We start from the raw sequence: 26,657 nt of genomic DNA, 5'->3' as shown, positions 1-26,657 counted from the left end.
CTCTAGCGCCGCGCCTGCGGCCGTGCGCCGCCCTGGGCCTTGATCGCGCGCAGCACCTTCTCGGGCGTGATCGGCAGATCGTCGATGCGCACGCCGACGGCATTGAAGATCGCATTCGCCACGGCCGGCAGCACCGGGTTGGCGCACATCTCGCCGGGGCCCTTGGCGCCGAAGGGACCATCGGGAGCAGGGCGTTCCAGCACCGCGATATCGTGCGGGCAGATATCGCCGGGGCCTGGCATCAGATATTCGACAAAGTCGCGCGGGCCGTGAGTGGGGTCGGGATAGTAAGGCTCTGGCGTCTCGTAGAGCGCGTGGCTGACGCCCATCCAGGCGCCGCCGACCAGCTGCTGCTCGACGAGCCGCGGGTTGAGCGCGCGGCCGAGCTCATAGGCGGAGTCCATCCTGATCATCGCGACCTCGCCGGTCTCGTCGTCGACCTCGACTTCGGCGACGAGGCAGGCATGGGCATAACACGTTGCCGGTGACATCTCTCCGGTTTCGGGGTCGACGTCGGACAGCGGGACCAGGAAGATGCCGCGACCCGAAATGGTCTTGCCCTGCTTGAACTGCGCGGCGATCGCGACATCCTTGGTCGAGATCGAGCGATGCGGCGCGCCTTTGACGTGGATGTTGCCGCGTCCGTCAGTCTCGAGGTCGGCCGCATTGACTTCCAACTCCTCGGCTGCAGCCTCCATCATCACGCCGCGCGCTTCGCGGGCGGCGGCCATCACGGCGTTGCCGACGCGATGCGTGCCGCGCGAGGCGAACGAGCCCATGCAATGCGGGCCGGTGTCGGAGTCCGCCGTGTCGACATAGACGTCCTCGACGGGCACACCGAGCGTCTCGGCGCAGATCTGGCGCGTCACCGACTTCATGCCCTGACCGAGATCGATCGACGACAGGGCCACCGTGAACTTTCCGCTGGGATTGGAATGAACCAGCGCCTGGCTGGGATCGCCGCCGAGGTTCATGCCGATGGGATAGTTGATCGATGCCATGCCGCGCCCGCGATGCCTGGTCATTAGCGCCTCCTGGTGCCGAAGACGGAGGAGAAGCGCGTGGCGCCGTGCGATGGCGCGGCCGGGCGCGGCGGAGGAGGTGGCGGTGCTGGCGGAGGTGGTTCGCGCGGCGGCTCTCTTGTCGCGGTCACGGGCGCGCGGTCATAGGTCGTGCGCTGCTGGGCGGGCGCGGCGGGCCGCGCGCGCGGCTCCGTCGGCGTCGGCGGGATCGCGGCGCGGCTGCCGCCGCCATCCTTGCGGGAGGAGGCGCGCCTGAACTCGTCACGGATCGGCCACTTGGCCTTTTCGGCGACGACCTGAACGCATTCGATCAGCGCCGCGTTTTTGGCCTCGCGCCGATGTGCCTTCATGTCGCCGTCGCGATAGGCGTTCAGAATCCGGAACTCCATCGGGTCCATGCCGACGAGGTTTGCGAGCTTGTCCATCTGGCACTCAATGGCAAAGTCCATTGCCGTGACGCCGAAGCCGCGCATGGCAGTCGCCGGCGTGCGGTTGGTGAAGACGCAGTAGACGTCGCCATAAACGTTCGGGATGGTGTAGGGACCCGGCAGATGCGCGGCGCACTTCACCGCGGCGTAGCTGGAGAGGCGCGTATAGGCGCCGCTGTCGAAATAGGCACGGATCTTGCGCGCGACGATGCGGCCGTCGCGCATGACGCCGTCCTTGATGTAGATGCGCTCGGCGCCGCGGGGCGGGCCGTATTGCATCTCTTCCTCGCGACCGAACACGTAGCGCACGGGACGCCCGGTCAACATGGCGCCGAGAATGGCGAGCGGCTCGGTCAAGGTATCCACCTTGCCGCCGAAGCCGCCGCCGACGGTGCCGCCGATGAAGTGGAAGGTGTTGGACGGCACGTCCAAAATCTTGGCGCAGGTGTCGACCGAGAAGAACAGCGCCTGGGTCGAGGTGTAGACGACGTAGCGGCCGTTGGTGTCGGGCGCCGCAATCGCGCCATTGGTCTCGGTCGGCGCGTGCTCGATCGGCGACATCTGGTAGCGCTGTTCGAGCACGTGGTCGGCGCTCGCGAGCGCCGCATCGGCATCGCCGAACCGCAGGCGCTGGTGATCGTAGACGTCGTGATAGATGAAGGCGTTCTTCGGATAGGTCTCGTTGACGACGGGCGCGCCCGGTTTCAGCGCATCCTCGACGTCGAACACGGTCGGCAGCGGCTCGTAGTCGATCCTGACCTTTGCGATGGCCTCGAAAGCCTCCCGCTCGCTGTCGGCGACGATGGCGAGGATCGGCTCGCCCTTGTAGCGGACCTTGTCGACGGCCAGCGACGGCTCGTCATCCTTGCCGAAATTGATCAGGCTCAGCAGCGTGTTGAGATTGACCGGCACGTCTGCGCCGCGAATGATCCGGCGCACGCCGGCCGAGCGTTCTGCGTCCGTGGTATCGATGCGGCGCAGCCTTGCATGGGCCTGGGTCGAGCGCACGACCTTCAGGTTCAGCATGCCCTGGAGCTTATGATCGCCAAAATAGCTCGACGTGCCCGTGATGTGACCGAGCATGTCCTGGCGCTGCGTGCCCTTGCCGATCTCCTTGAGATTGTCGTCGCGCTCGTCGGCGAAGATGTCCTTGCGTAGTTCCAGCATGGTCTGACCTCAGGCGCTGGCCCGGCCGCCTGCGGCGGCGAGGATTGCATTGATGATCGGCTCGTAGCCGGTGCAGCGGCAGATGTTGCCGGAGATCGCCTCGATCACGTCGGCCCGGCTCGGGGAGGGATTGCGGTCGAGCAGCGCCTTTGCGGCCATCAGCATGCCCGGCGTGCAATAGCCGCATTGAGCGGCAAAATTGTCGGCAAAGGCGCGCTGGAGCGGGTGCAGGTTCGGGCCCTGCTTGAGGCCGTCGAGCGTCTCGACGGAGCGGCCGGCGACGGTCTCGGCAAGCGTCAGACAGGAGAGGTGGAGTTCTCCGTCGATCAGCACGCTGCAGGTGCCGCAGCCGCCTTGGCCGCAGCCGAATTTCGGGGTCATGTCGCCGACCAGCTCGCGTAGGGCGACCAGCAGGTTGGTGCCGCCATCGACGAAGATAGCGACGTCGCGGCCGTTGTGACGGAATTGCAGAGGCGTCTTGGACATGGTGATCCCAGTCTATTCCTGGCCGGACAGCAAACGGCGGAGATGGACGCCGACGATCTCGCGGCGATACCAGGCGCTGCCGAGCGCATTGTCGGCGGGCGATGTTCCTTCGACTGCGGCAGAGGCGGCTGCATTGATGTTCGCGGCATCGAGCGTGCGTCCTTCGAGGGCACGCTCCGCAGCCTTGGCGCGGATCTGGGTCGGCGCCATCGAACCCAGCGCAATGCGAGCACCGGCAATGCGCCCGCCGCTGACCGGCAGATGTGCGGCCAGCGTGATGACCGAGCCGCCTTTCGGCTTGATGCGGGCAACCTTGCGGTAGCGAAAGGCCTCAGCGCTGGCCGGCCGGGTGCAGGAGATCGAGAGCACTAAGGCGCCGGATTGCCGCTCGCGCGATTGCAGGAACTCCTCGATCGCGATGTCGCGGGCGCCGAAGCCGCCTTGCACGGCGACGGTGGCGTCGAGCGCCAGCAGCGCCACGGTGAAATCGCCGTAAGGGTTGGGCGCGAACAGATTGCCGCCGACGGTGCCCATGTTGCGCACGGCAGGGCCTCCGATCGAACGGGCGGGCGCGTGCAGGAAAGCGAGGTCGCGCTCGCCGAGAATTCTCGCGAACGTGACGCCGGCGCCCAGCGTGATCCGCGGGCCCGACGCATCGATCCGGGTCAGCGTCTGGTCGCTGGCGCGAACGATGGTCGAAATCGAGACGTCGCCCTCGTTGAGCGCCCGCATCACCAGCGTGCCGCCGCCGAGATAGCGCGCGCTGCGATCCGAGGATATTGCCCCGGCCGCTTCGCCGGCGCTGGCAAAGGTCTTTACGGTCACAGCCATGGCTAGGCGCCCTCCTTCAGATGGCGGCGGATCGCCTCGAATCCGGCCTGATAGATATCCTCCGCGACCATGTGGGTGATGCGGTCCTGGTCCTCCGGCTTCGTGGTGAAGCGCGATTCCCAATGCCAGAAAGTGCGGTCGCCATCGGTCACCGGCAGCAGTCGGACATGGGCGACGTAATTGAACATCGGGATCGGGGTATCGAGCAGGCAATAGCTGAAGGTCTGTTCAAGGTCTGACAGAGCCAGCAACTGTTCGCGCAGCTCGGAGCCATCCTTCAGCTTGAATCGCCTGACGCAGCCGATCTTGTCGGAAGTCTGAGCGCGTTCGATCGAGGAGGTCGCAACCGCCGGATGCCAGCGGTCATGCCCGTTGAAATCGCGCAGCACGTTCCACACCGCATCGGTCGGTGCGCTCAGGATCGTGCTTTTGACGATATGCGGCACGGCTAACCTCCGAACACGCGCTTCAGGGCATCGAAGCCGCCCTGGAACACGCCGCCGCCGATGTTGCTGACGAGCTCGGTCTCGCGCTCCGGCGCGCAGTCGAACTCGGCGGTCCATTCCATGAAGGTCTGGTCGCCGTCGGTGACGGGCGTCAGCCGCAGGGTCGCGACGTAGTTCTCCACACCCATTGGGGATTCCAGGATCGAGTAGGTGCAGAACATGTCGTAGTCGGAGAGGCCCAAGAGCTTCTCGCGGATGCGGTCGCCATTGCGCAGGCGGAAATCCCTGACGCAGCCGATCTTGTCGGCGGGCTCGCCGCCCTCGATCCGGCTTTCGGCAATGGCCGGATGCCAGTTCGGCAGACCGTTGAAATCGCGCACCCGCGCCCAGACGCGGTCGTTGCGGGCGTTGACGACGGTTGAGACGTAGACGCGGGCCATGGGTCAGACCTCAGCTCTTCTTTCTCGGCCCGCGCTCGGCCGGCGGCTCACCGCCTTCGGCCGCAGGCGGGGCGGTCGCCGGCTTGTCGCCGCCACCGCTCTTGCGCGCGGAATCCTTGATGCCCTGCATGTCGCGGGCCTCGCGGATCAGGCCCGGCATCTTTGCAAGACTGCCGCCCTCGACGCCGATGTCCGACAAGATCGAGTCGATCAGCGGCGCCTGGACGCGGTAGCGCAGCGCCGAATCGATCACCTCGTCGGTGGCGCTGCGGCCGCCATTGCCATTTCCGTGTCCGTTGCCATTGAGGCCGTCGACCTGGAGGATGCGGATGCCCTCGATCTTCTCCATCGGCTTGACGCTCTCACGCACGATGCCCTCGATGCGGTCGAGCAGCTTGCGGCGGAACAGCGAGTAGCGCGCTTGGTCGGTGAGCACGTTCTCGGCCTCGTTGAGCATGCGCTGCGCCTCGGCCTCGACCGCGGCGCGCACGCGCTCGGCTTCCGCGGCGATCCGCGTCTCCTCGGCCTGCTTCTCGGCGAGCAGCACTTCGACGGTCTTGCGGCGTTTTGCGATCTCGCTCTCACGTGCGGTGACCACGCGCTCGGCGGCTTCAGTCGCCCGCATGCGCGCTTCCTCGGCGGCAGCGCGTGCCGCCGACTCCTCCAGCGACTTCTGATGGATGGCGATGGCCTTCTCCATCAGCACCGTCTCGACGTCCTTTTCGCGATTGACTTCGAGCTTGCGCAGCTCGCGCTCGCGGCCGATGCGGGCTTCGTCGAGGCCGCGATCCGACGCGATGCGGGCGCGCTCCACTTCCTCGCGGGAGGCGATTTCGGCTTCCTGCAAGGATTGCACGCGAGCGACCTCGAGCTGCTCGATGGCGCGCCGCCGCTCGATGCGGGCGGCTTCCAGCGCCTGCTCGCGCGCGACGTCGGTGGTCTCGACCTCCTTGCGCGCGACGATCTCGGCCTGACGGACCTGGCGGTCAGCGTCGATCCGCTCGGACTTCTTGGTCGACAGCGCGATGACGCGGTCCTCATCGGCGATCTCGATCGCCTTCTTCTGTTCGATATTGAGCACCTCGCGCTTCTTGGAGGAATTGATGCGTTCGGCCTCGAGCGCCAGATCGACCGTGATGCGTTGGCGTTCGACGGCGTCGCGCCGGTTCAGCTCGGCCGCTTCCAAGACGCCGGTTCGTTCGATCTCGAGCGCGCGGGTGTCGCGCTCGGCCTGGATGCGTTCGGCCGCGACCGCCTTCTCCTGGGCGATGCGGGCCGCCTCGATCGCCTCGCGCGAGGCGATATCGGCTTCCTCGACGGCGCGGTTGCGGGCGATCTCCAGCGAGCGCACACGCTCCTCCTGCGCGATCCGCGTCGCTTCCGTGGTCTCGCGGGCGGCGATGCCGGCGACGTCCAGCGCCTGGTTGCGCTCGATTTCGAGTTGTCGCGTATTCTGTTCGGCGGCGATGCGCTCGGCGGCGAGCGTCCGCTCGCGGGCGATGCGGGCGGCCTCGACAGCGCGTTGGGCTTCGATCTCGGCCTCCTGGATGGTGCGCACCTGCTGGATCTCGAGCGCGCGGGTGCGTTCGTCCGAGGAGATGCGCTCGACATTGACCGTCATGGTCTGGGCGATGCGGGCCTTTTCCGTCGCCTCGCGCGCGGCGATCTCGGCCTCGTCCACGGCACGCGTGCGCTCGATTTCGCGGCGCCTCGTCTCTTCCTCGTTGGCGATGCGGGCATCGGTGACGACGCGGTCCTGCTGGATCCGCGCCTTCTCGATCGCTTCACGCGCGGCGATCTCGGCTTCCTCGACCGTGCGCATCCGCTCGATCTCGCGCTGGCGGACTTCGCGCTCCGAAGCGATGCGGCTGGTGTCGATCGAGCGCTGGTTGGCGATCCGGGTCTTCTCGATCTCTTCGCGTGCCAGCAGCTCCTTCTCCTCGATGGTGCGGGTCCGCTCGATCTCCTTCTGCCGGGTCTCGCGCTCGGAGGCGATGCGGGCCTCGGCGATCGCCTGGTCATTGGCGATGCGGGCGCGCTCGATGGCCTCGCGGGCGGAAATCTGCGCCTGTTCCGCCTCGGTCTCGCGCAGCGCGCGTTCGCGGGCAACTTCGGTGCGCTGGAGTGCGCGGCGCATCTCGATGTCGCGTTCCTGCTCCAGGCGTGCGGTCTCGCTCTCGCGCTCGATCTCGAGCGCCTGCCGCTCGGCTTCCAGATTGCGGGAGCGGATCTTGATCATCGAGTCCTGCTCGATGTCGTTGCGTAGCTTTCGTTTCGCCTCGATATCCTCCATCAGGCGGGTCAGGCCTTCGGCGTCGAACCGGTTCGAGGGATTGAAGAACTCCAGGTCGGTCTGATCGAGATCGGTGATCGCGACCGATTCAAGCTCGAGGCCGTTCTGGGCGAGCGCTTCGGCGGCATTGGTCTTGACCCGTGCGACATAGTCGCCGCGCCGCTCGTGCATCTCCTCCATGGTCATTTCGGAGGCGACCGAGCGGATCGCGGAGATGAACTTGCCGGCCAGCAGCGCATGGAGCTGCTCGGGCTCCATGGTGCGGCGGCCGAGCGTCGCAGCCGCAATCGAGACCGCTTCGCGGGTCGGCTGCACCCGGACGTAGAAGTCGGCCTCGATGTCGATGCGCATACGGTCGCGGGTGATCACGGCGTCCTGCCTGGAGCGGACGATGCCCATCGGCAGCACGTTCATGTTGACGGGCGTGTAGTCGTGGATGAACGGCAGCACGAAGGCGCCGCCATTGATCACCACGCGTTCGCCGAGGAAGCCGGTGCGGACGAACGAAATCTCCTTGGAGGAGCGATGGTAAAGCCAGTTCACGATGTAGACGCCAACCACGATCACGACGATCGCGACGATTAGCCAGAGGATCAATTCACCGACCAATATCCCCGACATCTTTCCCTCCCTCGTACCTCCGGCGTTACCGCGCGCCGATCGCCTTGAATTGACGCACCTGCTCCGTCAGCGCCCGTTCCACGGGCAGTCGCTCCATCGAGGAGGCGCCGTAGAAGCCGTGGCAATGGCGGGTGTTCTTCATAATGAAATCGACGTCGGCGGGATCTGCGATCGGGCCGCCATGAGCCAGCACCAGGATGTCCGGATTGACGCTGAGCGCAGCGGACGCCCAGGTGTCGATCTGCGCGGGGCAGTCCCTGAGCCTCAGCGCGGTCTGCGCACCGATGGTGCCGCCGGTCGTCAGACCCATGTGACAGACGATGATGTCGGCGCCGGCGATCGCCATCGCGGCGGCCTCCTTCTCGCTGAACACATAGGGAGTGGTCAGCATGTCCTTGTCGTGCGCCTTGGCGATCATGTCGATCTCCAGCGCATAGGACATGCCGGTCTCCTCGAGATTGGCGCGGAACGTGCCGTCGATCAGGCCGACGGTCGGAAAGTTCTGGACGCCGGCAAACCCGAGCGCTTTCAACTGGTCGAGAAACACGTCCATGTCGCGGAATGGATCGGTGCCGTTGACGCCCGCCAGCACCGGTGTCCTGGCGACCACGGGCAGCACTTCGTTCGCCATTTCCAGCACGATGGCGTTGGCATCGCCGTAAGCCATCAGACCCGCGAGCGAGCCGCGGCCGGCCATCCGGTAGCGGCCGGAATTGTAGATGACGATGAGGTCGACGCCGCCGGCCTCCTCGCACTTGGCTGACAGACCGGTGCCGGCGCCGCCGCCGACGATCGGTTCACCGCGCCTTGCCATGTCGCGAAACGTCTTCAGGAGCGCTGCGCGTTCAAACCTCGCCATCGGTCACCTCGCTACTCTTCGGCGCGCCCCGGCGCGGCCGAACAGGGTCCGGAACGCACCGACTATGATGGCGGCGAACTCGGGATCGTTGATGTTCTTGGCCACGCGAATGAGCTGGCGGTTGCCGGTCTGCCGCACCGTGCGCTCCAGCGTGCGGAACAGCGCGGCGTCGGCGTCCGGATCCCAGAATGGCTGGCCGCGCGCATCGAGTGCGGACACGCCGCCCTCGGGCAGGAAGAAGCGTACAGGACCGTCCATCTGGTTGAGCCGCTCGCCGATCCAGCGGCCCATGCGCTCATTCTCTTCGGCAGTGGTCCGCATCAACGTCACTTGCGGATTATGGACGTGAAACTTGCGGCCGCGGTAACGTTCGGGAATGGTCTCGGGCGCGCCGAAATTGACCATGTCGAGCGCGCCGACCGAGCCGACATAGGGCAGCCGGCTGCGGATGATCGCGCCAAAGCGGTCTTCCGTCGCGGGAAACACGCCGCCCATGAGCAGATCGCAGATCTCGGTGGTTGTGAGGTCGATGACGCCGGCGAGCTGCCCGGAGTCGACGAGCTTCTCCATCGAGCGTCCGCCGACTCCGGTGGCATGGAAGACGAGACATTCGAAATCGTCGCGCAGCTCGGCTGCGATCCTCTGCACCGCGGGCGTAGTGACGCCGAACATGGTGATGCCGACCGAGGGCAGGCCGCCAGCCTCGCGCGCCGTTGCGGCGCGCGTATCGAGTCGTGCCTTGACCATGCCGACGAGCGCATTGGCACCGTTGGCCAGCACCGCCCGCGAAATCGAGTTCAGCCCCTGCACATCAGTGACCGAGTACATCATCGTGATGTCGGCGGGGCCGACATAGGGCCCGACATCGCCCGAGGCGATAGAGGAGATGATCAGCTTGGGCACGCCGACGGGAAGCGCACGCATGCCCGGCGCGACCAGCGAGGCCGCGCCGGAGCCGCCCGCCGAAATTACACCTGCGATATTGCCTTGGCGGCGCAGCCAGTTGGCGAAGGCATCAGCCATCGCGGTCACGGCGGCCCCGCGATCGGGACCGAACACCGCCGCGCCGCCGCGGCCGTGGTTCAGGGCAATCTCCTGCGCGGAGATATCGCAACTGGAATGCCGGCCGCTGGTCGAGACGTCGATCAGCCGCGTGCGCAGTCCGGGTCCCGCGATGATGTCGCGGATGAAGCGCAGCTCCTGGCCCTTGGTGTCGAGCGTGCCGACGACCAGCACGACGGGTGGCCCTGCCGTCTGCGCCGATACCGGCTCGCGCTTGCGCCGTGCCGTCTCGTCGAGCCGCGCGACTTGCGTCGAGAGCGTACGCGCTGCGGCCTCGATGCGGGCGATCGGCACCGGTTGCGACCATCGGGTCGGGAGCGTCGGGTTGGAGATGTAGATGCGGATTGGTCCGTCGCGGCGTGGCGGCGGTGCCGGCTTGGGATCGTCAGCGGATGCGGCGACGTCGATATCAGGCTCGAGCTCGGCATGGAGCCCGACGCCGAGCAGGCGCTGCTGGAGCTCGCGGTCGGCGGCGAGGCGGGCGGAGTTGATGATGCGGTTGATGCGGCCGTTGACCATGATCGCGACGTTGCGCGAGATCGCGGTGGCAACGCCGATATTCTGCTCGATCACGAGCACGGACATGTCGCCGTCCTCTCCTAACCGCAGCAGCATCTCCTCGACCTGCGCCACGATGACGGGCGCGAGGCCTTCGGTCGGCTCGTCCATGATGAGGAGATGCGGGTTGGTGAGCAGCGCGCGCGAGATGGCCAGCATCTGCTGCTCGCCGCCGGAGAGCTGGCCGCCGCCGTGATCCTTGCGTTCGGCGAGCCGCGGGAAGGTCTCGTAGATGCGATCGACAGTCCAGGCGCCGGGCCGCAATCCGCCGGCAAGCCGCAAATGCTCGTCGACGCTGAGCGAGCGCCAGAGACGGCGTCCTTGCGGCACATAGCCGACGCCGAGCCGGGCGATCTGCGCCGGTGCCCGCCGCGTGATGTCCTCGCCGCGAACGCGGATCGAGCCGCCGCTCACGCCGACGAGACCCATGATCGCCTTGCACAGCGTGGTCTTGCCCATGCCATTGCGGCCGACGACGGAGAACACGCCGCTCTCCAGGGTGAGGTCGACGCCTTGCAGGGCATGCGAGTGGCCATAGTAGACATCGAGGCCGCGGACCTCGAGCGCGGCCTTGCTGCGGCGGACCTCATTCATGGCCGCCTCCGAGATAGAGCTCCTGCACCTCGGGATCGGACTGGATCTCCTGTGGCAGGCCTTCCTTGAAGATGCGGCCGTTGTGCATCATCGTGACGCTCTCGACGACGCGCAGCGCCACATCCATGTCGTGCTCGATGATGATGTAGCCGATATGCGCCGGCAACGAGGTCAGGATCTCGATCAGCTCGGCCCGTTCGGTCGGCGACAGGCCCGCCGCCGGCTCGTCGAACAGGACGAAGCGCGGCGCGCCAGCGAGCGCGAGTGCGATCTCGAGCTGGCGCTGCTGGCCGTGCGCGAGCTCGGCTACGCGCTGGTCCTTTACGGCGGAAAGATGCACGGCCTGTACGAGATTGTCCGCCGCATGCATCAGGGCATCGTTCTGTCCCGGACGCAGGAACGAGAAGCGCCCGCGCGAGACGCCGCGACAAGCGAGATAGACGTTGTCCTGCACGGTGAGGCCGGGGAACAGCGCCGAGATCTGATAGGTCCGCCGCAACCCGCGCCGGATGCGCTCATAGGGTGGGAAGTGCGTGACGTCCTCGCCGAAGAAGCGGATGGTGCCGGAGGAGGGCGGGAAGTCACCGGTGATGCAATTGAACAGCGTGGTCTTGCCGGCGCCGTTCGAACCGAGCACCGCGCGCCGCTCGCCAGGGCGCACGGTGATGGTGACGTCGGTCAGCGCTGCCAGCGCGCCGAACAGGCGCGTCACGCCGCGCAGCTCCAGCGCAGCGCCGGCACCGACGGCGGAGAGGCGCTGGGCGACGCTATCCATGGCGGCGGCCTCCACCGGAACGGTCGGCGCTGCGGCGCTGACGGTTGCGCCAGCGCTGCCATAGGCCAATGACGCCGTCCGAGGACCAAAACACGATGGCGAGGAAGCCGAGCCCGATCAGCAGGCGGAAGCGGTTGCCATCGAGCCCAAGCCGGACCAGGAAGTCGAGTGCGAAGGTGCGTAGCAGCACGAAGATCAGCGCGCCGATGAAGGGCCCGATCGGGCGCGTGATGCCGCCGACGACGGCGATGATCAGTACGTCGATGCACGCCCCGACGCTGACCGAGCCCGGCGAGATCTGCCGGTAGTTCCAGACCTGGAGCACGCCGGCCAGCGCGGCCACGAAGGAGGCGAAGGCGTAGGCGGCAACGCGGTGCGCATTGACGTTGAAGCCGAGCGCAGCCATGCGCCGCGGGTTGTCACGCACCCCCTGAAGGGCAAGGCCGAAGGGAGCGCGGGAGAGATATTCGACCGCGAAATAGCAGAGCGCGGCGACCGCGAGCACGACGTAATAGAAGGGAATGTCGGCGCGCCAGTTCACGCCCCAGAAGTGCGGGGTGGCCACGGTATTGATGCCGGTATGGCCGTTGAAGATCGCCCAGTTCTGGTTGGTGAAATAGTAGAAGGCAGCGCCGATCGCGAGCGTGATCATGATGGTGTAGATGCCCTCGGTGCGGACCGCGAGCGCGCCGCCGAGCGTGCCGAAGGCGGTCGCCAGCGCCAGCGCCATCGGGACCGCGAGCCACCACGGCCAGCCCAGGCTGATATTGGCGTTGCCGCTGACGCCGAACACGGCGACCATGTAGGCCGCGAAGCCTGCGATGGTGAGCTGCATCAGGCTGACCATGCCGCCATAGCCGGCGAGGAACATCAGGCTCAGCGCCATGGTGCCGAGGATCAAACTGGAGGCGAAGATCTCGATCAGGAAGAAGCCGTTGGCGATCAGCGGCATGATCAGGAGAATGACCGCGACGATCCAGGCCGCGGGATTGTTGACCTCCGGCCATGTCCGCGACGGGCGCTGCGCCATCGTGGCGGGGCGTACGGCAACGCGGGCATCGTGGGCGAGCGACATCTCAACGCCTCGCCAATAGGCCTTGCGGCCGGATGGCCAGCACCAGCACCATGATCAGGAAGGTCACGACGATGGCGTAGGTCGGGATGTAGACCGAGCCGAGCTGTTCGGCGAGGCCGATGATCAGTGCGCCGAGCGCGGCGCCGGGGATCGAACCCATGCCGCCGACGATCACGACGACGAGGGAAGCCAGCAGGAAGCGGATGTCCTCGCCGGGCGACAATGACTGGAAGGTGCCGCCGACGACGCCGGCGATGCCGGCAAGACCCGCGCCGAACGCGAACACCAGCACGAAGACGAGTTGGATGCGCACGCCGGTCGCGGCAAGGATATCGCGATCATCGACACCGGCGCGGATGATCATGCCGATCCGGGTGCGGTTGAGCGCGAGCCACATCGCTACGCCGATGATCACGGAAGCGGCGAAGATCACGAGCCGCACCAGCGGATATCTGAGATAGACCGGCTCGCCCGAGGATTTGATCGCAGTGATCAGCGGCAGCTCCACCGGGCCGATCAGCCAGTTCGGCGTCTGGATCTGATAGAAGTCGCCGCCGCAGGCCCATAGCATCAGATCGGCGAACACGATCGAAAGGCCGATCGTCACCATGGTCTGCCTGAGATCCTGTCCCTCCATCCGGCGGAACACGATCACCTGGAGCAGGACGCCGACCAGGGCAGTCAGGATGAAGGCGACGATGAAGCTGAGGATCCAGGAGCCGGTCGAGGCGCTGATGGCGTAGCCGACATAGCCGCCGAACAGATAGAGCGAACCGTGCGCGAGGTTGACGTTGCGCATCAGGCCGAAGATCAGCGTGAACCCGCTGGCGACGAGGAAGTAGAGCCCTCCGAGCGTGATGCCGTTGAAGACGGCGTTGAGGAAGACACGCTTGCGGCCGATGGCCTCTTCGAGGCCCGGCGGCCAGACCGCGAAGATCAGCCAGAGCCCGACGGCAATGGCAATGATTGCGATCAGCGCCCAGGCGGGATGGCGTTCGACAAAGCGGCTCATGTGCGCCGTCCGTTCGCCCAGGCGGCACGCCGAAGGCTCATCGGGTGTGGGTCAGACAGCCTCGCAGCGGCTGCGTACCTCGCCATGGGCGAACGTCCTCCCTGGACTCGCAATCCTCTAGCCGGATCGTGTTGCCCACATCCTAGCCGGGCTGCGAGGAGGACATTTGATCGTGAGTATCTTTTCGCGCAGAGGTCAGGCGCGCAAAACCTTGGCCGCGCGACGATAATCGGTCGGAGCCATCCCGACATTGGCGGCGAAGAAGCGGGTGAAGCCGCTTTGCGAGGAGAAGCCGAGATCGAAGCCGATATCGGCAATCGGCGCCTCGCTCGCCACCAGCGCTTCGAGCGCCTGTTCCATGATCAGCGTGTTGAGATAGAGGTTCGGCGTGACGCCCGTCTGGACCCGGAACAGCCGGTAGAAATGCGGCCGAGACAGACCGGATTCCCGCGCGATCGTATCGAGCTCCATCTCGGCCCCGGGACTCTCCGACATCAGCCTGATGCATTTGCGCACACGGAAGTCGGTCACGGCGCCACTGGCGCGCGCATCGCGCGCGATCTCCGCCTGCTGCCAGCTTTCGTCGTAGCAGATGTCGATCAGCCGCCGCAGCTCGGAATCCAGACTGGAGAGCGATGGTGCGCCGCAAACGAGCGCGGCGGTCCGCCTGATGTGCTTGTCGAGTGCAGGCGTGCGCCTGAATTGGGTGCGGCCGAAACGCAGCCGATCGGAGCCGGATGCATCAGGCGCAAACCATTCGGCATTGACGTACAGCACGAAGAAGATCGCGCCGCCGTCGAGATCGGCCGGCAGGAAGTTATGCGGCTCCCATGGATTGACGGCGACCACGGAGGATTCGGTGAGATCATAATGCCCGTTGGAGACATCGATGCATGCCGGCATGCCGCCGACATGGAAGATCAGATGACCTTCACGATGGGCGTGAATATTGAAAGGGCGGTTCAACTGATAAACCGTCGCCCGGCCGAACCGGCCGTGGAAGACGGCGAGCGCACGGCTCATGCCTTCCCCTCCCGAATGTTTTTGTCTTTTCGGCCAGCGTTCAACAACGCCGACGAGATTGCAAGAGCCGAGATTGCAAGAGCGGAGAGCAACCGCGTCAGCAAGTCGCTCTCCGCCTGCGCAGGCGTGATGCGTCAGTACTTTTTACATTCCGGTACGGTGCGGCCCGGCAACCCGATCTTGGAGAACACGGCCGGATCATAACCGAGCGTCTGGTTCACGTTCGGGATCACCTTCACGACCTTGCTGAACAGCGCGCCCTTGCCGTCATCGACGACTTCGGTGACGAAGTTGGTGCCGATCGCCTGGCGGTTGGAGTCGAGCTTGATCTTGCCGTTCGGCGCATCGAGCTCGATCTTCGCCAGTGCTTCCTTGAACTTCGCCTGGTTGTTGGAGAGGTCGCCGTTGACCTGACGCAGCGCGAGGATCAGCGCCATGGTTGAGCCATAATAGTTTGTCGCGAGCAGCGATGGGCTTGGGAAGCGCTTGTTGGGCGGGAAGGCGTCCTGATAGGCCTTCACGAACTTCTGCCAGCCCGGATCCTCCCAGGTATCGGCCTGGCCGCTCGCGGCGATGGTGCCGATCAGCGCATTCTTGGCGTTTCCCTTCGACGACAGGATGGTCTGATCGATCATGATGGAACCGCCCATCAGATGCGCCTTGCCGCCGGCCTGCTGATACTGGTTGAGGAAGTTGACGGCATCCGCGCCGCCAAGCCCGAGATAGATGGCGTCGACGTCGTCGGGCAGGGCGGCGATGACGGAGGCGAAATCCTTCGTTCCGAGCGGCACCCATTGCCGGTTGGTCACCTGTCCGCCCATGCCGCAGAACTCGAGCACCAGCCCGAACACCTGGGTGTAGATGAAGGAGTAGTCCTCGCCGACAGTTGCGATCTTGCGATATTTCTTTTCCTCATAGGCGTATTTGCCGAGGCCGACCTGCCACTGCGCGCCGTCCATGTTGTAGCGGAAGAAGTTCGGGGCCGGATCGACGTAAGTCGTTTCCTGAGCGCCGGAGGCCGCATTGATGAAGGTCAGCTCAGGGTGGGTCTTCGCAAAATTCTTCACCGCGATGCCCTCGTCACCGGAGAGCGGCGACAGCAGGATCTGCACCTTGTCCTGCTCGATCAGCTTGCGCACGGCGCGCACGGCGGAGTCTGGCGTTGCGTCGGTCGAGGCGACGATGAATTCGAGTTCCTTGTCGCCGACCTTCTTGCCGAGCACGTTGAGGGCGGTCTGATGGCCGCGCATGCCGTCCTCGCCGAGCACCGTGTACGTGCCTTCGAGCGTTGCGGTCACCCCCACCTTGATCTTTTCCTGCGCGATCGCGGCGCCTGAAAGAAACAGGCTGCTCAGCGCCAGCAGCCCCACACTGCATTTCGACATTGTGCTCCTCCCTGTGTCGTCGATTTGTCGCCACGCCGGACCGGCGCTGCGCCCGCTGCTCGAAGGGCTCGCGGATTTGACGGGGAGGCTAGCCGAAGTCGCATGCGGTGCATGCGTGGACGCCTCGTTCGGCTTGACGGGCAGTCTCATTTTGGATGTTGCGGCGCAAATGGTTTCGCGGTGCAACAGGTCGCGGATGCGGGTTCATCCCGCGAGGAATCCTCCGTCCACCGCGACCACGGTGCCGGTCGCATATTGCGAAGCCGGCATGCATAGGAAGGCGACGGCTCCGGCGATGTCCTCCGGCTGTCCCCAGCGCTTGAACGCGGTCCGGTCGGCGATGCGCTGATAATGGGCGCGGTCGGTGCGGCCGGCGGCATTGATCGCCGTTTCGATATAGCCGGGCGCCACCGCATTGACGCGGATGCCTTCCTCGGCCCACTTCAAAGCCAGCGCCTTGGTCAGCATCACGACGCCGCCTTTGCTGGCGCAATAGGCGGGAATCCGCGGCAGCGCCAGCGTCGCGTTCATCGAGGCGATGTTGACGATCGAGCCCTTCGTCTCCGCGAGCCGCGGGTGGAACGCCATGCAGGTCCGGAACGTACCGGTGAGATTGACGTCCAGCACCTTCATGAAGGTCTCGATCTCGAACTCCTTGTCGCGCGCGAGAATGCCGGCGCAGTTGACCAGCGCGTCGACGCGCGTGTGCTGCCGCGCGAAGGACGTGACGGCAGCATCATCGGTGACATCCAGCGTTGCGAGCGTGAGCCCGGTGCGTGGCTTGAGCAGGGTGCGGGCAAGATCGGCCTCGTTCGCGCCGGTTGCAGTCACTGTCGCGCCGAGATCGCAAAACTGGTTGCTGATCGCCGCGCCAATGTCGCCGGCGCCGCCGATCACGACGGCATGAAAGCCGGCTGCGAGAGAGAAATTCGAATTCATCGGGAGTGTCTCACTTCAGGGATTTCGGAGGCGGAGCCGTCGATTCGCGGACCACCAGCGAGAAGTCGATCTCGCGATGCATGATGGTCTGCTCGCCGGCGAGGCTGCGCACCAGATATTCTCCGGCGCGCTGCCAGGTTTCTGCGGTCGGGACGTGGATCGTGGTCAGGCTCGGCCGCAAATGGCGGCTCCAGTCGAGGTCGTCGAAGCCGACCACCGACAGATCGCGCGGCACAGAAAACCCGTCGCGCTCCGCCTCGAGCAACACGCCATAGGCGATGACGTCGTTGCCGCACACCACGGCCGTTGGACGGTCTTTGAGGTTGAGGAGATAGCGCGCCGCCTCGCGTGCGTCGTCCAGCGTATAGGGCACCTCGACATGCCATTGCGACGGAAGCTCGAGCCCGTTCTCGGCCAGCGCACGGCGAAAGCCGGCGACGCGGGCGCTGGCGCGGTCGTTGTTGCGCTGGAGTGCCGAGACGATCCCGATGCGGCGATGGCCGAGCTCGATGACATGCGCGGCGGCGCGATGGGCGGCTGCCTCATTGTCCGTGCCGACGCAGGGGTAGGGCCGATCAGGCTGATAGATGCCGACATTGATGAACGGCACTGCGTTGTCGGCCAGCAGCTTGCGCAATCCGTCGTGATGGCAATCGCCGCGCAGCACGAGGCCGTCGACGCCGCGGCTGATCAGGTTGCGCGCCTGCTGCAATTCGACATCGAGATCATATCCGCTCGTGGTGAGAAACAGCATGTACCCGACCGAGGAGAGATACTGCTGGAGCGAGGCGATGCCGCGCGCGAACATCGTGTTGTCGATCGTCGGCACGATCGCGCCAAGGGTGCGCGAGCGCCGCGACGACAGGATGCGCGCTGGCGCATGCGGGATGTAACCGAGCGCGTCGATGGCCTGTTCGATGCGCGCACGCAGGGATGGGCTCACCGCATCGGGATTGTTGAGAGCGCGCGAGACCGACGCCGTCGACACGCCGGCGCGGGCCGCCACGGCGCGGATGCCCTGTTTCACGGACTTGGCGTTGGTCAGTCTCATGAATGTAACGTTACATCCTGCGTGGTGAGCCGTGAAGTCACGAAAGATGATGCAAATCTGCCGCAGAATGTGACGCCTGTCCATCGCTTGACACCGTGGATGTGAGGTCTAGATTGTAACCGTTTTCAAGTGGTGCTCAAACGTGTTCAAAAAGGTCCGCCAGCTTAAGGCGGCCAGCCGGGAGGAGAGTTCGATGAAGGCTAGGATGCTCGCGACCCATGTCGCGTTGCCCGTTCTCGCGATTGCGGCGGCCAGTGCGCAGGCGCACGCGGCCGATTTCGACTGGATGAAGTTCAAGGGCAAGACCGTCACCTTTCTCGCCAACAACAATCCGGTCGCGCAGGCGCTGCTGACCTACAAGGCCGATTTCGAGAAGCTGACCGGCATGACCCTGAAGGTCGACGGCTATCAGGAGCAGCAGATGCGCCAGCGCCTGGTCACCGTCATGAACGCGAACAGCGACGAGGTCGACACGTTCATGACGCTACCCTCGCGCGAGGGCGAGCAGTTCGCCGCCGCCGGCTGGTACGGCGATCTCTCCGCGATGGCCAAGAACGAGGTGGCCAAGGAATACGATCCGGCAGGGCTGAGCCAGGCGCTGCTGAAGGCCGCGACATTCGGCGGCAAGCTGACCAGCATGCCGATGAACATCGAGGGTCCGATCTTGTATTACCGCACCGACATCTTCAAGAAGTGCGGCCTCGAGGCGCCCAAGACCATCAAGGATGTCGAAGCAGCCGCCGCGAAGATCAAGACCTGCGACAGTGCGGTGACGCCGTTCGTCTCGCGCGGTCTCAAGCCCGCGGTCGCCTACACCTTCAGCAACATGCTGCACAATATCGGCGGCAGTTACATTGCCGGCGGCAAGTCGAACCTGTGCTCGGCCAAGGGCAAGGAGGCGCTCGACACCTATAGCCGGCTGCTGCGCGACTTCGGACCGCCCGGCGTCGTCAACTACAGCTTCCAGCAGATTTCCGCGCTCTATCGCGGCGGGCGCGCCGCGATGGCGTTCGAATCCTCAAATGAATTGCGCACGGTGATGGAAGGCGGGGCGCGGTTGAAGGACACCGGCCTGTTGCCGTTCCCGGCGGGCGAGGCCGGCCAGGTGCCGACCACGATCGGCTGGGGCATGGCGGTGTCCTCGCACAGCAAGCAGCCAGAGGCGGCCTGGTACTTCGTGCAATGGGCGACCAGCCCCGAGGTGCAGAAGAAGATGGCGCTCCAGGGCATTGCCCCGCCGCGTCCGTCGGTCGCCAAGGATCCCGACTATCGCAAGTGGATCGACGAGGAGCCGGTCCGCAAGGAATGGCAGGCCGCGCTCGACGTGCTCGCCACCAAGGGCTCGTCCGAGGTCGGCTATCCCATCGTGGCGAACCCGGAATCGCGCGAGTTCATCGGCCAGGCGGTGCAGGATCTGATCCTGAAGCAGAAGCCGATCGACCAGGCCTGCGCAGATGCCGACAAGGCGCTGGATGCGCTGATCGCGCAGAAGTAACGCTCGGTGCCGGCTGGCTTGCTGCCAGCCGGCGCCTCCTCATTCTCAAGGAAACGCACGCATGTCTGATGCGGCTGCGACACTCACGCAGGACCGGCAGAAGCTGGAAATGTCGGCGCTTTCGGCGCCGGCCGTGATCTTCACGGTCGCGATGATCGCGTTTCCCGTCGTCTATACGGTCTGGCTCGGCTTCCAGAATTTCTCCTCGACCGGCAAGCAGTCCTTCGCGGGCCTCGCCAATTATTCCAGGCTCGTCTCCGACTACGAGTTCTGGCACGGGCTGTGGGTCACGATCGCGCTCTATGTGCTGTCGCTGGTACTGCAGCTCGTCTTCGGCGTCTGGCTCGCACTGGTGTTGTTTCACGCCAAGCGCCTGCCGGGGATCGTGCGCTCACTGTTCATCTCGCCGTTCATGATGCCGCCGGTGGTGGCGGGCATGATGTGGCTGGTGATCCTCGATCCCTCGCTGGGGGCGGCCAACTACATCCTGCAAGCGTTCGGCCTGCCGCCGTCGGAGTGGCTGGCCTCGCCATCGCTGGTCATTCCGACGGTTGCTCTGATCGACAGCTGGCAGTGGACGCCTTACGTCGCCTTGATCGTGCTGGGCGGCCTGCAATCTCTCCCGCCGAGCGTCTATGAGGCCGCGCAGATCGACGGTGCATCCCCGTTCAGGACCTTCCAGCGCATCACGCTGCCGCTGCTGCTGCCCACCATCGTCACCGCGGCGATCCTGCGCAGCGTCGATCTCCTGCGCTTTTTCGACATCATCTACATCACCACCCAGGGCGGCCCGGGCAACGCGTCGAATACGCTCAATATCTACGGCTTCCGGGTCGGCTTCGAATTCTTCAACATCGGCTATGCCAGCGCCTTGATGCTGACGCTGACGGCGATCGTGTTCGGCGCGGTGCTCGCCTTCAACCGCCTGCGCGGCGCAGTCGCCTGGTGACATCATGACCGACGCTGCCAACACCGACCGCTGGATCCGCTGGCTCAACCTGGTGCAGCTCGTGCTTGCCGGGATCATCATCATGGCGCCGACGGTCTGGATGGTGCTGTCCTCGTTCAAGCCGTCCTTCGAGGTCACTGCCTATCCGCCGACGCTGATCTTCACGCCGACCTTGGACAACTATGTCGAGCTGACCAAGACCACGCCGTTCCTGAGCTATGCGCTCAACAGCCTCATCGTCACCGTCGGCTCGACCGCGCTTGGGCTGCTGTTCGGAATCCCCGCCGCCTTCGCGGTCTCCTGGACCCGGATTTCGTGGCCGGCGATCCTGACGCTGGCCGCCCGCATGGCACCCGGCACGCTGTTTCTGCTGCCATGGTATGTCATGTTCCGGCAGGTCGGCATGATCGGCTCCTACACCGCGCTGATCCTCAGCCACGCGGTGATCACGCTGCCGATCGTGATCTGGGTCCTGCTGCCGTCGTTCGACGGCATCCCGCGCAGCGTGTTCGAGGCGGCGCAGGTCGATGGATGCAGCGCCACGCGCATCCTCTGGCGCATCGCGCTGCCACTGGTGGCATCCGGCGTCGCCGTCGCGGCGATCCTCGCTTTCGTGTTCTCGTGGAACTACTTCCTGTTTGCGCTGGTGCTCTCCAACGGCGACACCAAGACGCTGATCGCGGCGGCCTTCAACTTCATCGGCGAAGGCTCGACGCAATGGGGCGCGCTAATGGCCGCGGCGACGTTGATCGCATTGCCGCCGCTGGTGCTGGCAGCCCTCGTCCAGCGCTGGCTGGTCTCCGGGCTGACGCTCGGTGCGGTGAAAGGTTAGTTATCTGATGAATATGTCACCTCGTCCGAATTCGATCATGCAGGCCGCGGTCTTTCACGGCAACGACCGCATCACCATCGAGCGTGTGGCGATGCCCGATGTCGGCACAGGCGAGGTGCTCGTGCGCGTCTCGCGCACCGCGCTGTGCGGCTCCGACTTCAAGCTCTGGCACAAGGGCGCCGAGTTCACCGCGGGCCACGAGATTTTTGGCGTCGTCGAGCAGCCCGGTCATCGCCTGCACGGCCGGCGCTGCGCCGTCTATATCCCCTTGCACTGCGATCACTGCGCGGCCTGCATGCGCGGCGATACCCAGATGTGCCTGGAAGTCTCCAGCCTGATCGGCTGGAACAGGCCGGGCGGCTATGCCGAATATGTGCCGGTGCCGGAAAACTGCCTGCTGCCGGTGCCCGATGATATCGAGGACAGCCTTGCGCCGTTGCTGCTCGACACCATCGGCACGTCCGGCCACGCCGTGCGCTTCGTCGGCCGCGTCGTGCCGCCGGCCGAAGCCGGCCCGGTTCTGGTGATGGGGGCAGGGCCCGTCGGCCTCGGCGTCGTGCTGGCGCTCCGCGCACTCGGCTACGACAACGTCTATGTCGCTGATCCCAATGCCGCGCGGCTCAAGATCGCGCAATCCTTCGGCGCAAAGGCGCACCCCGTCGGCGATACCTCCAGGCGCTTTGCCCTCATCATGGAATGCTCCGGCGCGCATGCGGCGCGCAACCTCGGCATCGAGCTGGTGCTGCCGCGCGGCGCCGTGGTGCTGGTCGGCGAGAACGCCGCGCCTTGGACCATCGAGGAAGGCAAGGTATTCCGCCGCAAGGATTTCTACATGATCCGCACCTTCTACTTCCCGGTCTCGGATTTCGAGCCGAATGTCGAGTTGCTGCGCAAGTACAAGGACGAATACCGCGTCCTCGTCGATGGCGAGTTCGGCCTGTCGGCTCTGCCCGAGAATTTCGCCCGCTTCGCCAAGGGTGAGCTGATCAAGCCGGTTCTGGCGCTGGACTGAGCGATCATGGCCTCGATATCGATCCGCAATCTCGTCAAGCGCTACGGCAATTTCACCGTGATCCCCGATCTCAACCTGGAGATCGCGGACCATGAATTCGTCGTCTTCGTCGGCCCGTCGGGCTGCGGCAAGTCGACCTTGCTGCGCATCATCGCCGGGCTCGAGCCGATTTCGTCGGGAGACCTCTATATCGGCGACAAGCGCGTCAACGGCGTGCAGGCCGCGCAGCGCGACATCGCGATGGTGTTCCAAGATTACGCGCTCTATCCGCACATGAAGGTCTACGACAACATGTCGTTTGCGCTGGAGTTGCGTGGCGTGCCGAAGGCGGAGATCGACGCGCGCGTCAAGCGTGCCGCGGCGTTGTTGCACATCGAGCCTTATCTCGACCGCAAGCCGAAGGAGCTGTCGGGTGGCCAGCGTCAGCGCGTCGCCATGGGCCGCGCCATCGTGCGCAATCCCAAGGCGTTCCTGTTCGACGAGCCGCTGTCCAATCTCGACGCAAAGCTGCGCGGACAGGTGCGGGCCGAGATCAAGGCGCTGTCGCAGGAGCTGAAGACCACCATGGTCTTCGTCACGCACGACCAGATCGAAGCCATGACCATGGCCGACCGGATCGTGGTGCTCCAGAGCGGCACGATCCAGCAATACGACACGCCGGAGACGGTCTACGAGCGTCCCGCCAATCAGTTCGTCGCCGGCTTCATCGGTTCGCCCGCCATGAATTTCTTCCCGGTCGAGTGGCGGCAAGAGCGCGCGATCCTTTCGCAAGGCGGAACGGCAGTGCCGCTGGACGGCGAGGCCGCAGGCCGCCTGCGTCAGGCCGGCAACGCCGTGCTCGGCGTCCGCCCTGAACATTTCGCCGTGGCCGCGGATGCCGTCGACGGACTTGCCATCAACGTCAAGCTGGTCGAACCGCTCGGCTCGGATACGCTGATCCATTTCGATCTCGCCGGCGCCTCCGCGATCGCGCGGGTCGATCCATCGCTGCGGCCGAAGGTTGGCGATCGTCTCAGCCTTCGTCCGCTAGCAGGCAAGACGCATTTGTTCGATGCGGCCAACGGACAGGTCCTGCGGTGAGTGCATCTACGCACATCGGTGATCTCTCGGTGCTGGCGGACGTGGCGTCAAAGGCCAGGTCCGTACACGTGATCTGCCTGGGTCTGTCGGCGCTCGACCAGGTCTGGCGCGTCGATCGCCTGTTCGCGGGTCAAAGCGAGAAGGTCAAGGCTGTCGGTTACGGCACGCTTGGCGGCGGCATGGCTGCCAACGCTTCGGTCGCGATCGCAAGGCTCGGCGCGTCCGTCGCGTTCTGGGGGCGGGCAGGAAATGACGCCGCCGGCCACGAGATGAAATCGGCCTTCACGGCCGAAGGCATCGATGTCGAGAATTTTCGGCTGTTTCCCGACGGCCGCTCGTCCGTTTCCGGGATCATCGTCGACAGTTCCGGTGAGCGGCAGATCGTCAATTTCCGCGGGCTCTTTCCGGAAGCCGCGGATTGGCTTCCGCTCGAAGCCGTCGCGCGCGCATCCTCCGTGCTGGCCGATCCGCGCTGGGTCGAGGGCGCAGCGACGCTGTTCCGCGAAGCCCGCGCGCGCGGCATTCCGACTGTGCTCGACGGCGACATGGCCGACGCCGAGGTGTTCGAGCGGCTGCTGCCGCTGACCGACCACGCGATCTTCTCCGAGCCTGCGCTCACATCTTTTGCCGGCTCGGCCAAGGATGACTCTCTCGCGGCGCTCGCGCGCTTCGGCTGCCGGGTCATCGCCGTCACGCGCGGCGAGGGAGGCGTGAGCTGGTACGAGAACGGCCAGTCGCATCGGCAGGCGGCCTATGCCGTCGAGGTCGTCGACACCACGGGCGCCGGCGACGTCTTTCACGGCGCCTATGCGCTTGCGATCGGCGGCGGCCTCGATGTGCGCGCCGCCATGGCGTTTTCGGCGGCGACAGCCGCTATGAAATGCCGCCATGCCGGTGGCCGCAACGGAATCCCCGATATCAACGAGTGTCTTGCATTCATGAGGACGAAGCCATGAGAACGATTGGAAAGAACCGCGGCCTGGCACGGCTGGCTGACGCGGATGGCCACTTTCGCATGGTCGCGCTGGACCAGCGGCCGCCACTGTTCGACGCCATCGCCAAGGCAAAGGGCATCACGCGGGATCAGGTCGAATATTCCGATGTCACGGCGGCCAAGCGTCTTCTCGTCGAGAACCTCGCGCCGCATTGCAGCTCGATGCTGTTCGACCCGAACTTTGCCGTGCCCGCCGCGATCGATCTGTTGCCGCCGCGCTGCGGCCTGATCATGACGCTCGAGGAGCACCGCGTCGAGGAAACCGCGGGCGGCCGCAAGTCGCGCGCGATAACCAATTGGAGCGTGGAGAAGATCCGCGCCATGGGCGGCGACGCCGTCAAGGTGCTGGCCTGGTACCGGCCGGATGCCGACGCTGCGGTGAACGAGCACCAGAAGCGTTTCGTGCGCGAGATCGGCGAGGACTGCGCCCGTCACGACATTCCCTATGTCCTCGAGCTGCTGGTTTACCCGTTCCTCGGCAGCGCCAATCACACCGCCGACTACGTGGAATCGCCGGGCAAGCTCCCGGGCCTCGTCATCGACAGCGTGCGCGAGTTTGCCAAGCCCGAATACGGCGTCGATCTCCTCAAGCTGGAGAGCCCGCTTGCGGCGGGCAGCCTGCCGGCCCGCGACGGCAGCGCGGAAGCGAAGGCCGCACAGAAGCAGTTCGATGCGATCGGCGATATCTGCCGTGAGCGCAGCATCCCCTGGGTGCTGCTGTCGGGCGGCGCTGCACCGGAAAAGTTCGAGCGCGTCCTCGACTTCGCCTATGCGGCGGGAGCGGGCGGCTTCCTCGCGGGCCGCACCATCTGGCTCGATGCCGTCCTGAAGAATTTTCCGGATCGTGCAGCGGTGTCGGCCAGCCTGCGCAAGGACGGCCTCGGCGTGCTGGAGCGGCTCAACCAGCTGACCACGGCCAAGGGCACGCCGTGGAAGGCGCGCTTTCCGGTATTCACTGACATCAAGCAGGAAGGTGACTTTGCGCGCGCCTATTGAGATAGTGGCTCTGCGTGGTTCATCCCGATCGCAGGATCCGCAAACATGACTGACAGCTTCACCATCCGCTCGATCGAGGCATTCTGCTATCGCTATCCGTTGGCGACGCCGGTGGTGACGTCGTTCGGCAAGATGCTCAACCGTCCCGCCGTTTTCGTTCGCGCCGTCGACGAAGACGGCGTCGAGGGATGGGGTGAGGCCTGGTCCAATTTTCCAGCTCCGGGCGCGGAGCATCGCGCCCGGCTCGTCAACGAGGTGCTCGCCCCCGGCCTCGTCGGACGCAAGTTCGACGGTCCTGGCCAGGCCTTCGAGGCGCTGACCAAGGGCACCGAAGTTCTGGCGCTTCAATGCGGTGAACCCGGTCCGTTCGCGCAGGCGATTTCGGGCATCGATCTCGCGCTGTGGGACCTCTCGGCGCGCCGCCGGCGCTTGCCGTTGTGGCGGCTTCTCGGCGGTCAGTCGCGCAAGATCAAGGTCTATGCCAGCGGCATCAATCCCGGCGGAGCCGCGCAGACGGCGGAGGCCGCGCTCAAGCGCGGCCATCGCGCGCTGAAGCTGAAGGTTGGCTTCGGCGCCGAGACCGATCTCGCCAATTTGGCCACGCTGCGTCAGATCGTCGGCGCCGGCATGCTTGCCACCGATGCCAATCAGGGCTGGTCAGTCACGCAGGCGATGGAGATGCTGCCGCGGCTTGCCGAGTTCGATCTGCGCTGGCTGGAAGAGCCGATTCGCGCCGATCGACCGCGCGAGGAATGGCGCAGACTGCGCGCCGCAGCGAAGATGCCGATTGCCGCCGGCGAAAACATTTCGAGCGCCGAAGGCTTCAAGGAGGTTCTGGCCGAAGGCGTGCTCGGCGTGGTTCAGCCCGATATTGCAAAATGGGGCGGCCTCAGTGTCTGCGCCCCACTGGCGCGCGACATTCTGAAGGTGGGCAAGACGTTTTGCCCGCACTATCTCGGTGGAGGCCTCGGCTTGCTTGCATCCGCGCATCTCCTCGCCGCTATCGGAGGTGATGGCTGGCTGGAAGTCGATGCCAACGACAATCCATTGCGCGATCTGTTTTGCGGCCCGGTCCTCAATGTGAGGGAAGGCACCGTTGAATTGGACCAAGACCCGGGGCTCGGAATAATGCCTGATCTGTCATCTATCGAGCATCATCGCACCATTTAGATAAGAGACTCGTATCGTGATGGCCGCGATCATGAATCCGGCTTGGTCGAAGATCGGTGCGG

Annotated in this window: 24 protein-coding genes; 8 read left to right on the top strand and 16 right to left on the bottom strand. The window is 65.4% G+C overall.

Going from position 1 to position 26,657, the window contains the following annotated elements; genetic code table 11:
- Positions 1–2: 2 nt before the first annotated feature.
- From ACR9YP_RS31100 to ACR9YP_RS31025, 16 genes are all read right to left on the bottom strand, one after another.
- Positions 3–1,025 carry a xanthine dehydrogenase family protein molybdopterin-binding subunit gene (locus tag ACR9YP_RS31100; protein WP_370988607.1) on the bottom strand — a complete coding sequence of 341 codons (1,023 nt, stop codon included), beginning with the start codon at positions 1,023–1,025 and terminating at the stop codon, positions 3–5.
- Positions 1,025–2,617, bottom strand: a complete 1,593-nt coding sequence (locus tag ACR9YP_RS31095; protein WP_438109559.1) for a xanthine dehydrogenase family protein molybdopterin-binding subunit — start codon at positions 2,615–2,617, stop codon at positions 1,025–1,027. The genes ACR9YP_RS31100 and ACR9YP_RS31095 overlap by 1 nt, the downstream gene beginning before the upstream one ends.
- A 9-nt stretch (positions 2,618–2,626) precedes the next feature.
- The gene (locus ACR9YP_RS31090; RefSeq protein ID WP_438109558.1) at positions 2,627–3,103 is read right to left on the bottom strand and encodes a (2Fe-2S)-binding protein; all 477 of its coding nucleotides are present in this window, start codon (positions 3,101–3,103) and stop codon (positions 2,627–2,629) included.
- 12 nt (positions 3,104–3,115) lie between these two features.
- On the bottom strand, positions 3,116–3,934 hold the full coding sequence (locus tag ACR9YP_RS31085; protein WP_438109557.1) for an FAD binding domain-containing protein: 819 nt from the start codon (positions 3,932–3,934) through the stop codon (positions 3,116–3,118).
- A gap of 2 nt (positions 3,935–3,936) precedes the next feature.
- On the bottom strand, positions 3,937–4,380 hold the full coding sequence (locus tag ACR9YP_RS31080; protein WP_438109556.1) for an SRPBCC family protein: 444 nt from the start codon (positions 4,378–4,380) through the stop codon (positions 3,937–3,939).
- Between the two features lie 2 nt (positions 4,381–4,382).
- Positions 4,383–4,820 (bottom strand): SRPBCC family protein, encoded by a 438-nt coding sequence (locus ACR9YP_RS31075; RefSeq protein WP_018318067.1) that lies wholly within the window; start codon positions 4,818–4,820, stop codon positions 4,383–4,385.
- Between the two features lie 10 nt (positions 4,821–4,830).
- Entirely contained in the window at positions 4,831–7,734 is a 2,904-nt protein-coding gene (locus tag ACR9YP_RS31070) for a flotillin family protein (protein WP_474217803.1), read from the bottom strand.
- A 25-nt stretch (positions 7,735–7,759) separates the two neighbouring features.
- Positions 7,760–8,593 carry a phosphoenolpyruvate hydrolase family protein gene (locus tag ACR9YP_RS31065; protein WP_438109555.1) on the bottom strand — a complete coding sequence of 278 codons (834 nt, stop codon included), beginning with the start codon at positions 8,591–8,593 and terminating at the stop codon, positions 7,760–7,762.
- A gap of 3 nt (positions 8,594–8,596) precedes the next feature.
- Complete coding sequence (locus tag ACR9YP_RS31060; RefSeq protein ID WP_474217802.1) at positions 8,597–10,807, bottom strand: Tm-1-like ATP-binding domain-containing protein; 2,211 nt, start codon at positions 10,805–10,807, stop codon at positions 8,597–8,599.
- Positions 10,800–11,582: an ABC transporter ATP-binding protein gene (locus ACR9YP_RS31055; RefSeq protein WP_025035423.1), complete on the bottom strand. Its 783-nt coding sequence runs from the start codon at positions 11,580–11,582 to the stop codon at positions 10,800–10,802. The genes ACR9YP_RS31060 and ACR9YP_RS31055 overlap by 8 nt, the downstream gene beginning before the upstream one ends.
- Positions 11,575–12,657, bottom strand: coding sequence for a branched-chain amino acid ABC transporter permease (locus ACR9YP_RS31050; protein ID WP_474217801.1), 1,083 nt, complete (start codon positions 12,655–12,657; stop codon positions 11,575–11,577). The genes ACR9YP_RS31055 and ACR9YP_RS31050 overlap by 8 nt, the downstream gene beginning before the upstream one ends.
- Position 12,658: 1 nt before the next feature.
- Positions 12,659–13,669, bottom strand: a complete 1,011-nt coding sequence (locus ACR9YP_RS31045) for a branched-chain amino acid ABC transporter permease (protein WP_438109552.1) — start codon at positions 13,667–13,669, stop codon at positions 12,659–12,661.
- A 195-nt stretch (positions 13,670–13,864) separates the two neighbouring features.
- Positions 13,865–14,692, bottom strand: a complete 828-nt coding sequence (locus ACR9YP_RS31040) for a helix-turn-helix domain-containing protein (protein WP_438109551.1) — start codon at positions 14,690–14,692, stop codon at positions 13,865–13,867.
- Between the two features lie 134 nt (positions 14,693–14,826).
- The gene (locus ACR9YP_RS31035) at positions 14,827–16,077 is read right to left on the bottom strand and encodes an ABC transporter substrate-binding protein (RefSeq protein WP_474217800.1); all 1,251 of its coding nucleotides are present in this window, start codon (positions 16,075–16,077) and stop codon (positions 14,827–14,829) included.
- 204 nt (positions 16,078–16,281) lie between these two features.
- Entirely contained in the window at positions 16,282–17,016 is a 735-nt protein-coding gene (locus ACR9YP_RS31030) for an SDR family NAD(P)-dependent oxidoreductase (RefSeq protein ID WP_438109550.1), read from the bottom strand.
- Between the two features lie 10 nt (positions 17,017–17,026).
- Complete coding sequence (locus ACR9YP_RS31025) at positions 17,027–18,067, bottom strand: LacI family DNA-binding transcriptional regulator (protein ID WP_474217799.1); 1,041 nt, start codon at positions 18,065–18,067, stop codon at positions 17,027–17,029.
- A gap of 193 nt (positions 18,068–18,260) precedes the next feature.
- Between ACR9YP_RS31025 and ACR9YP_RS31020 the strand changes: the two genes are divergently transcribed.
- The 8 genes from ACR9YP_RS31020 to ACR9YP_RS30985 all read left to right on the top strand — a co-directional run bounded on the left by ACR9YP_RS31020 (position 18,261) and on the right by ACR9YP_RS30985 (position 26,595).
- A complete protein-coding gene (locus ACR9YP_RS31020) occupies positions 18,261–19,562 on the top strand; it encodes an ABC transporter substrate-binding protein (protein ID WP_438109548.1) in 1,302 nt (433 codons plus the stop codon).
- A gap of 61 nt (positions 19,563–19,623) precedes the next feature.
- Positions 19,624–20,511: a carbohydrate ABC transporter permease gene (locus tag ACR9YP_RS31015; RefSeq protein ID WP_438109547.1), complete on the top strand. Its 888-nt coding sequence runs from the start codon at positions 19,624–19,626 to the stop codon at positions 20,509–20,511.
- A gap of 4 nt (positions 20,512–20,515) precedes the next feature.
- Entirely contained in the window at positions 20,516–21,343 is an 828-nt protein-coding gene (locus tag ACR9YP_RS31010) for a carbohydrate ABC transporter permease (protein WP_438109546.1), read from the top strand.
- A gap of 7 nt (positions 21,344–21,350) precedes the next feature.
- Complete coding sequence (locus ACR9YP_RS31005; RefSeq protein ID WP_438109545.1) at positions 21,351–22,355, top strand: zinc-dependent alcohol dehydrogenase family protein; 1,005 nt, start codon at positions 21,351–21,353, stop codon at positions 22,353–22,355.
- A gap of 6 nt (positions 22,356–22,361) precedes the next feature.
- A complete protein-coding gene (locus tag ACR9YP_RS31000) occupies positions 22,362–23,435 on the top strand; it encodes an ABC transporter ATP-binding protein (protein WP_438109544.1) in 1,074 nt (357 codons plus the stop codon).
- Positions 23,432–24,391 carry a sugar kinase gene (locus ACR9YP_RS30995; protein ID WP_438109543.1) on the top strand — a complete coding sequence of 320 codons (960 nt, stop codon included), beginning with the start codon at positions 23,432–23,434 and terminating at the stop codon, positions 24,389–24,391. Before ACR9YP_RS31000 ends, ACR9YP_RS30995 begins: the two co-directional genes overlap by 4 nt.
- Positions 24,388–25,425, top strand: coding sequence for a tagatose 1,6-diphosphate aldolase (locus tag ACR9YP_RS30990; protein ID WP_438109542.1), 1,038 nt, complete (start codon positions 24,388–24,390; stop codon positions 25,423–25,425). The genes ACR9YP_RS30995 and ACR9YP_RS30990 overlap by 4 nt, the downstream gene beginning before the upstream one ends.
- 45 nt (positions 25,426–25,470) lie before the next feature.
- A complete protein-coding gene (locus tag ACR9YP_RS30985) occupies positions 25,471–26,595 on the top strand; it encodes a mandelate racemase/muconate lactonizing enzyme family protein (RefSeq protein ID WP_438109541.1) in 1,125 nt (374 codons plus the stop codon).
- Positions 26,596–26,657 lie beyond the last annotated feature (62 nt).

The organism is Bradyrhizobium sp. BR14999 (genome assembly GCF_056106085.1).
The sequence above is the reverse complement of the archived record's forward strand: the minus strand, read 5'-3'. Positions and strand labels throughout refer to the sequence as shown.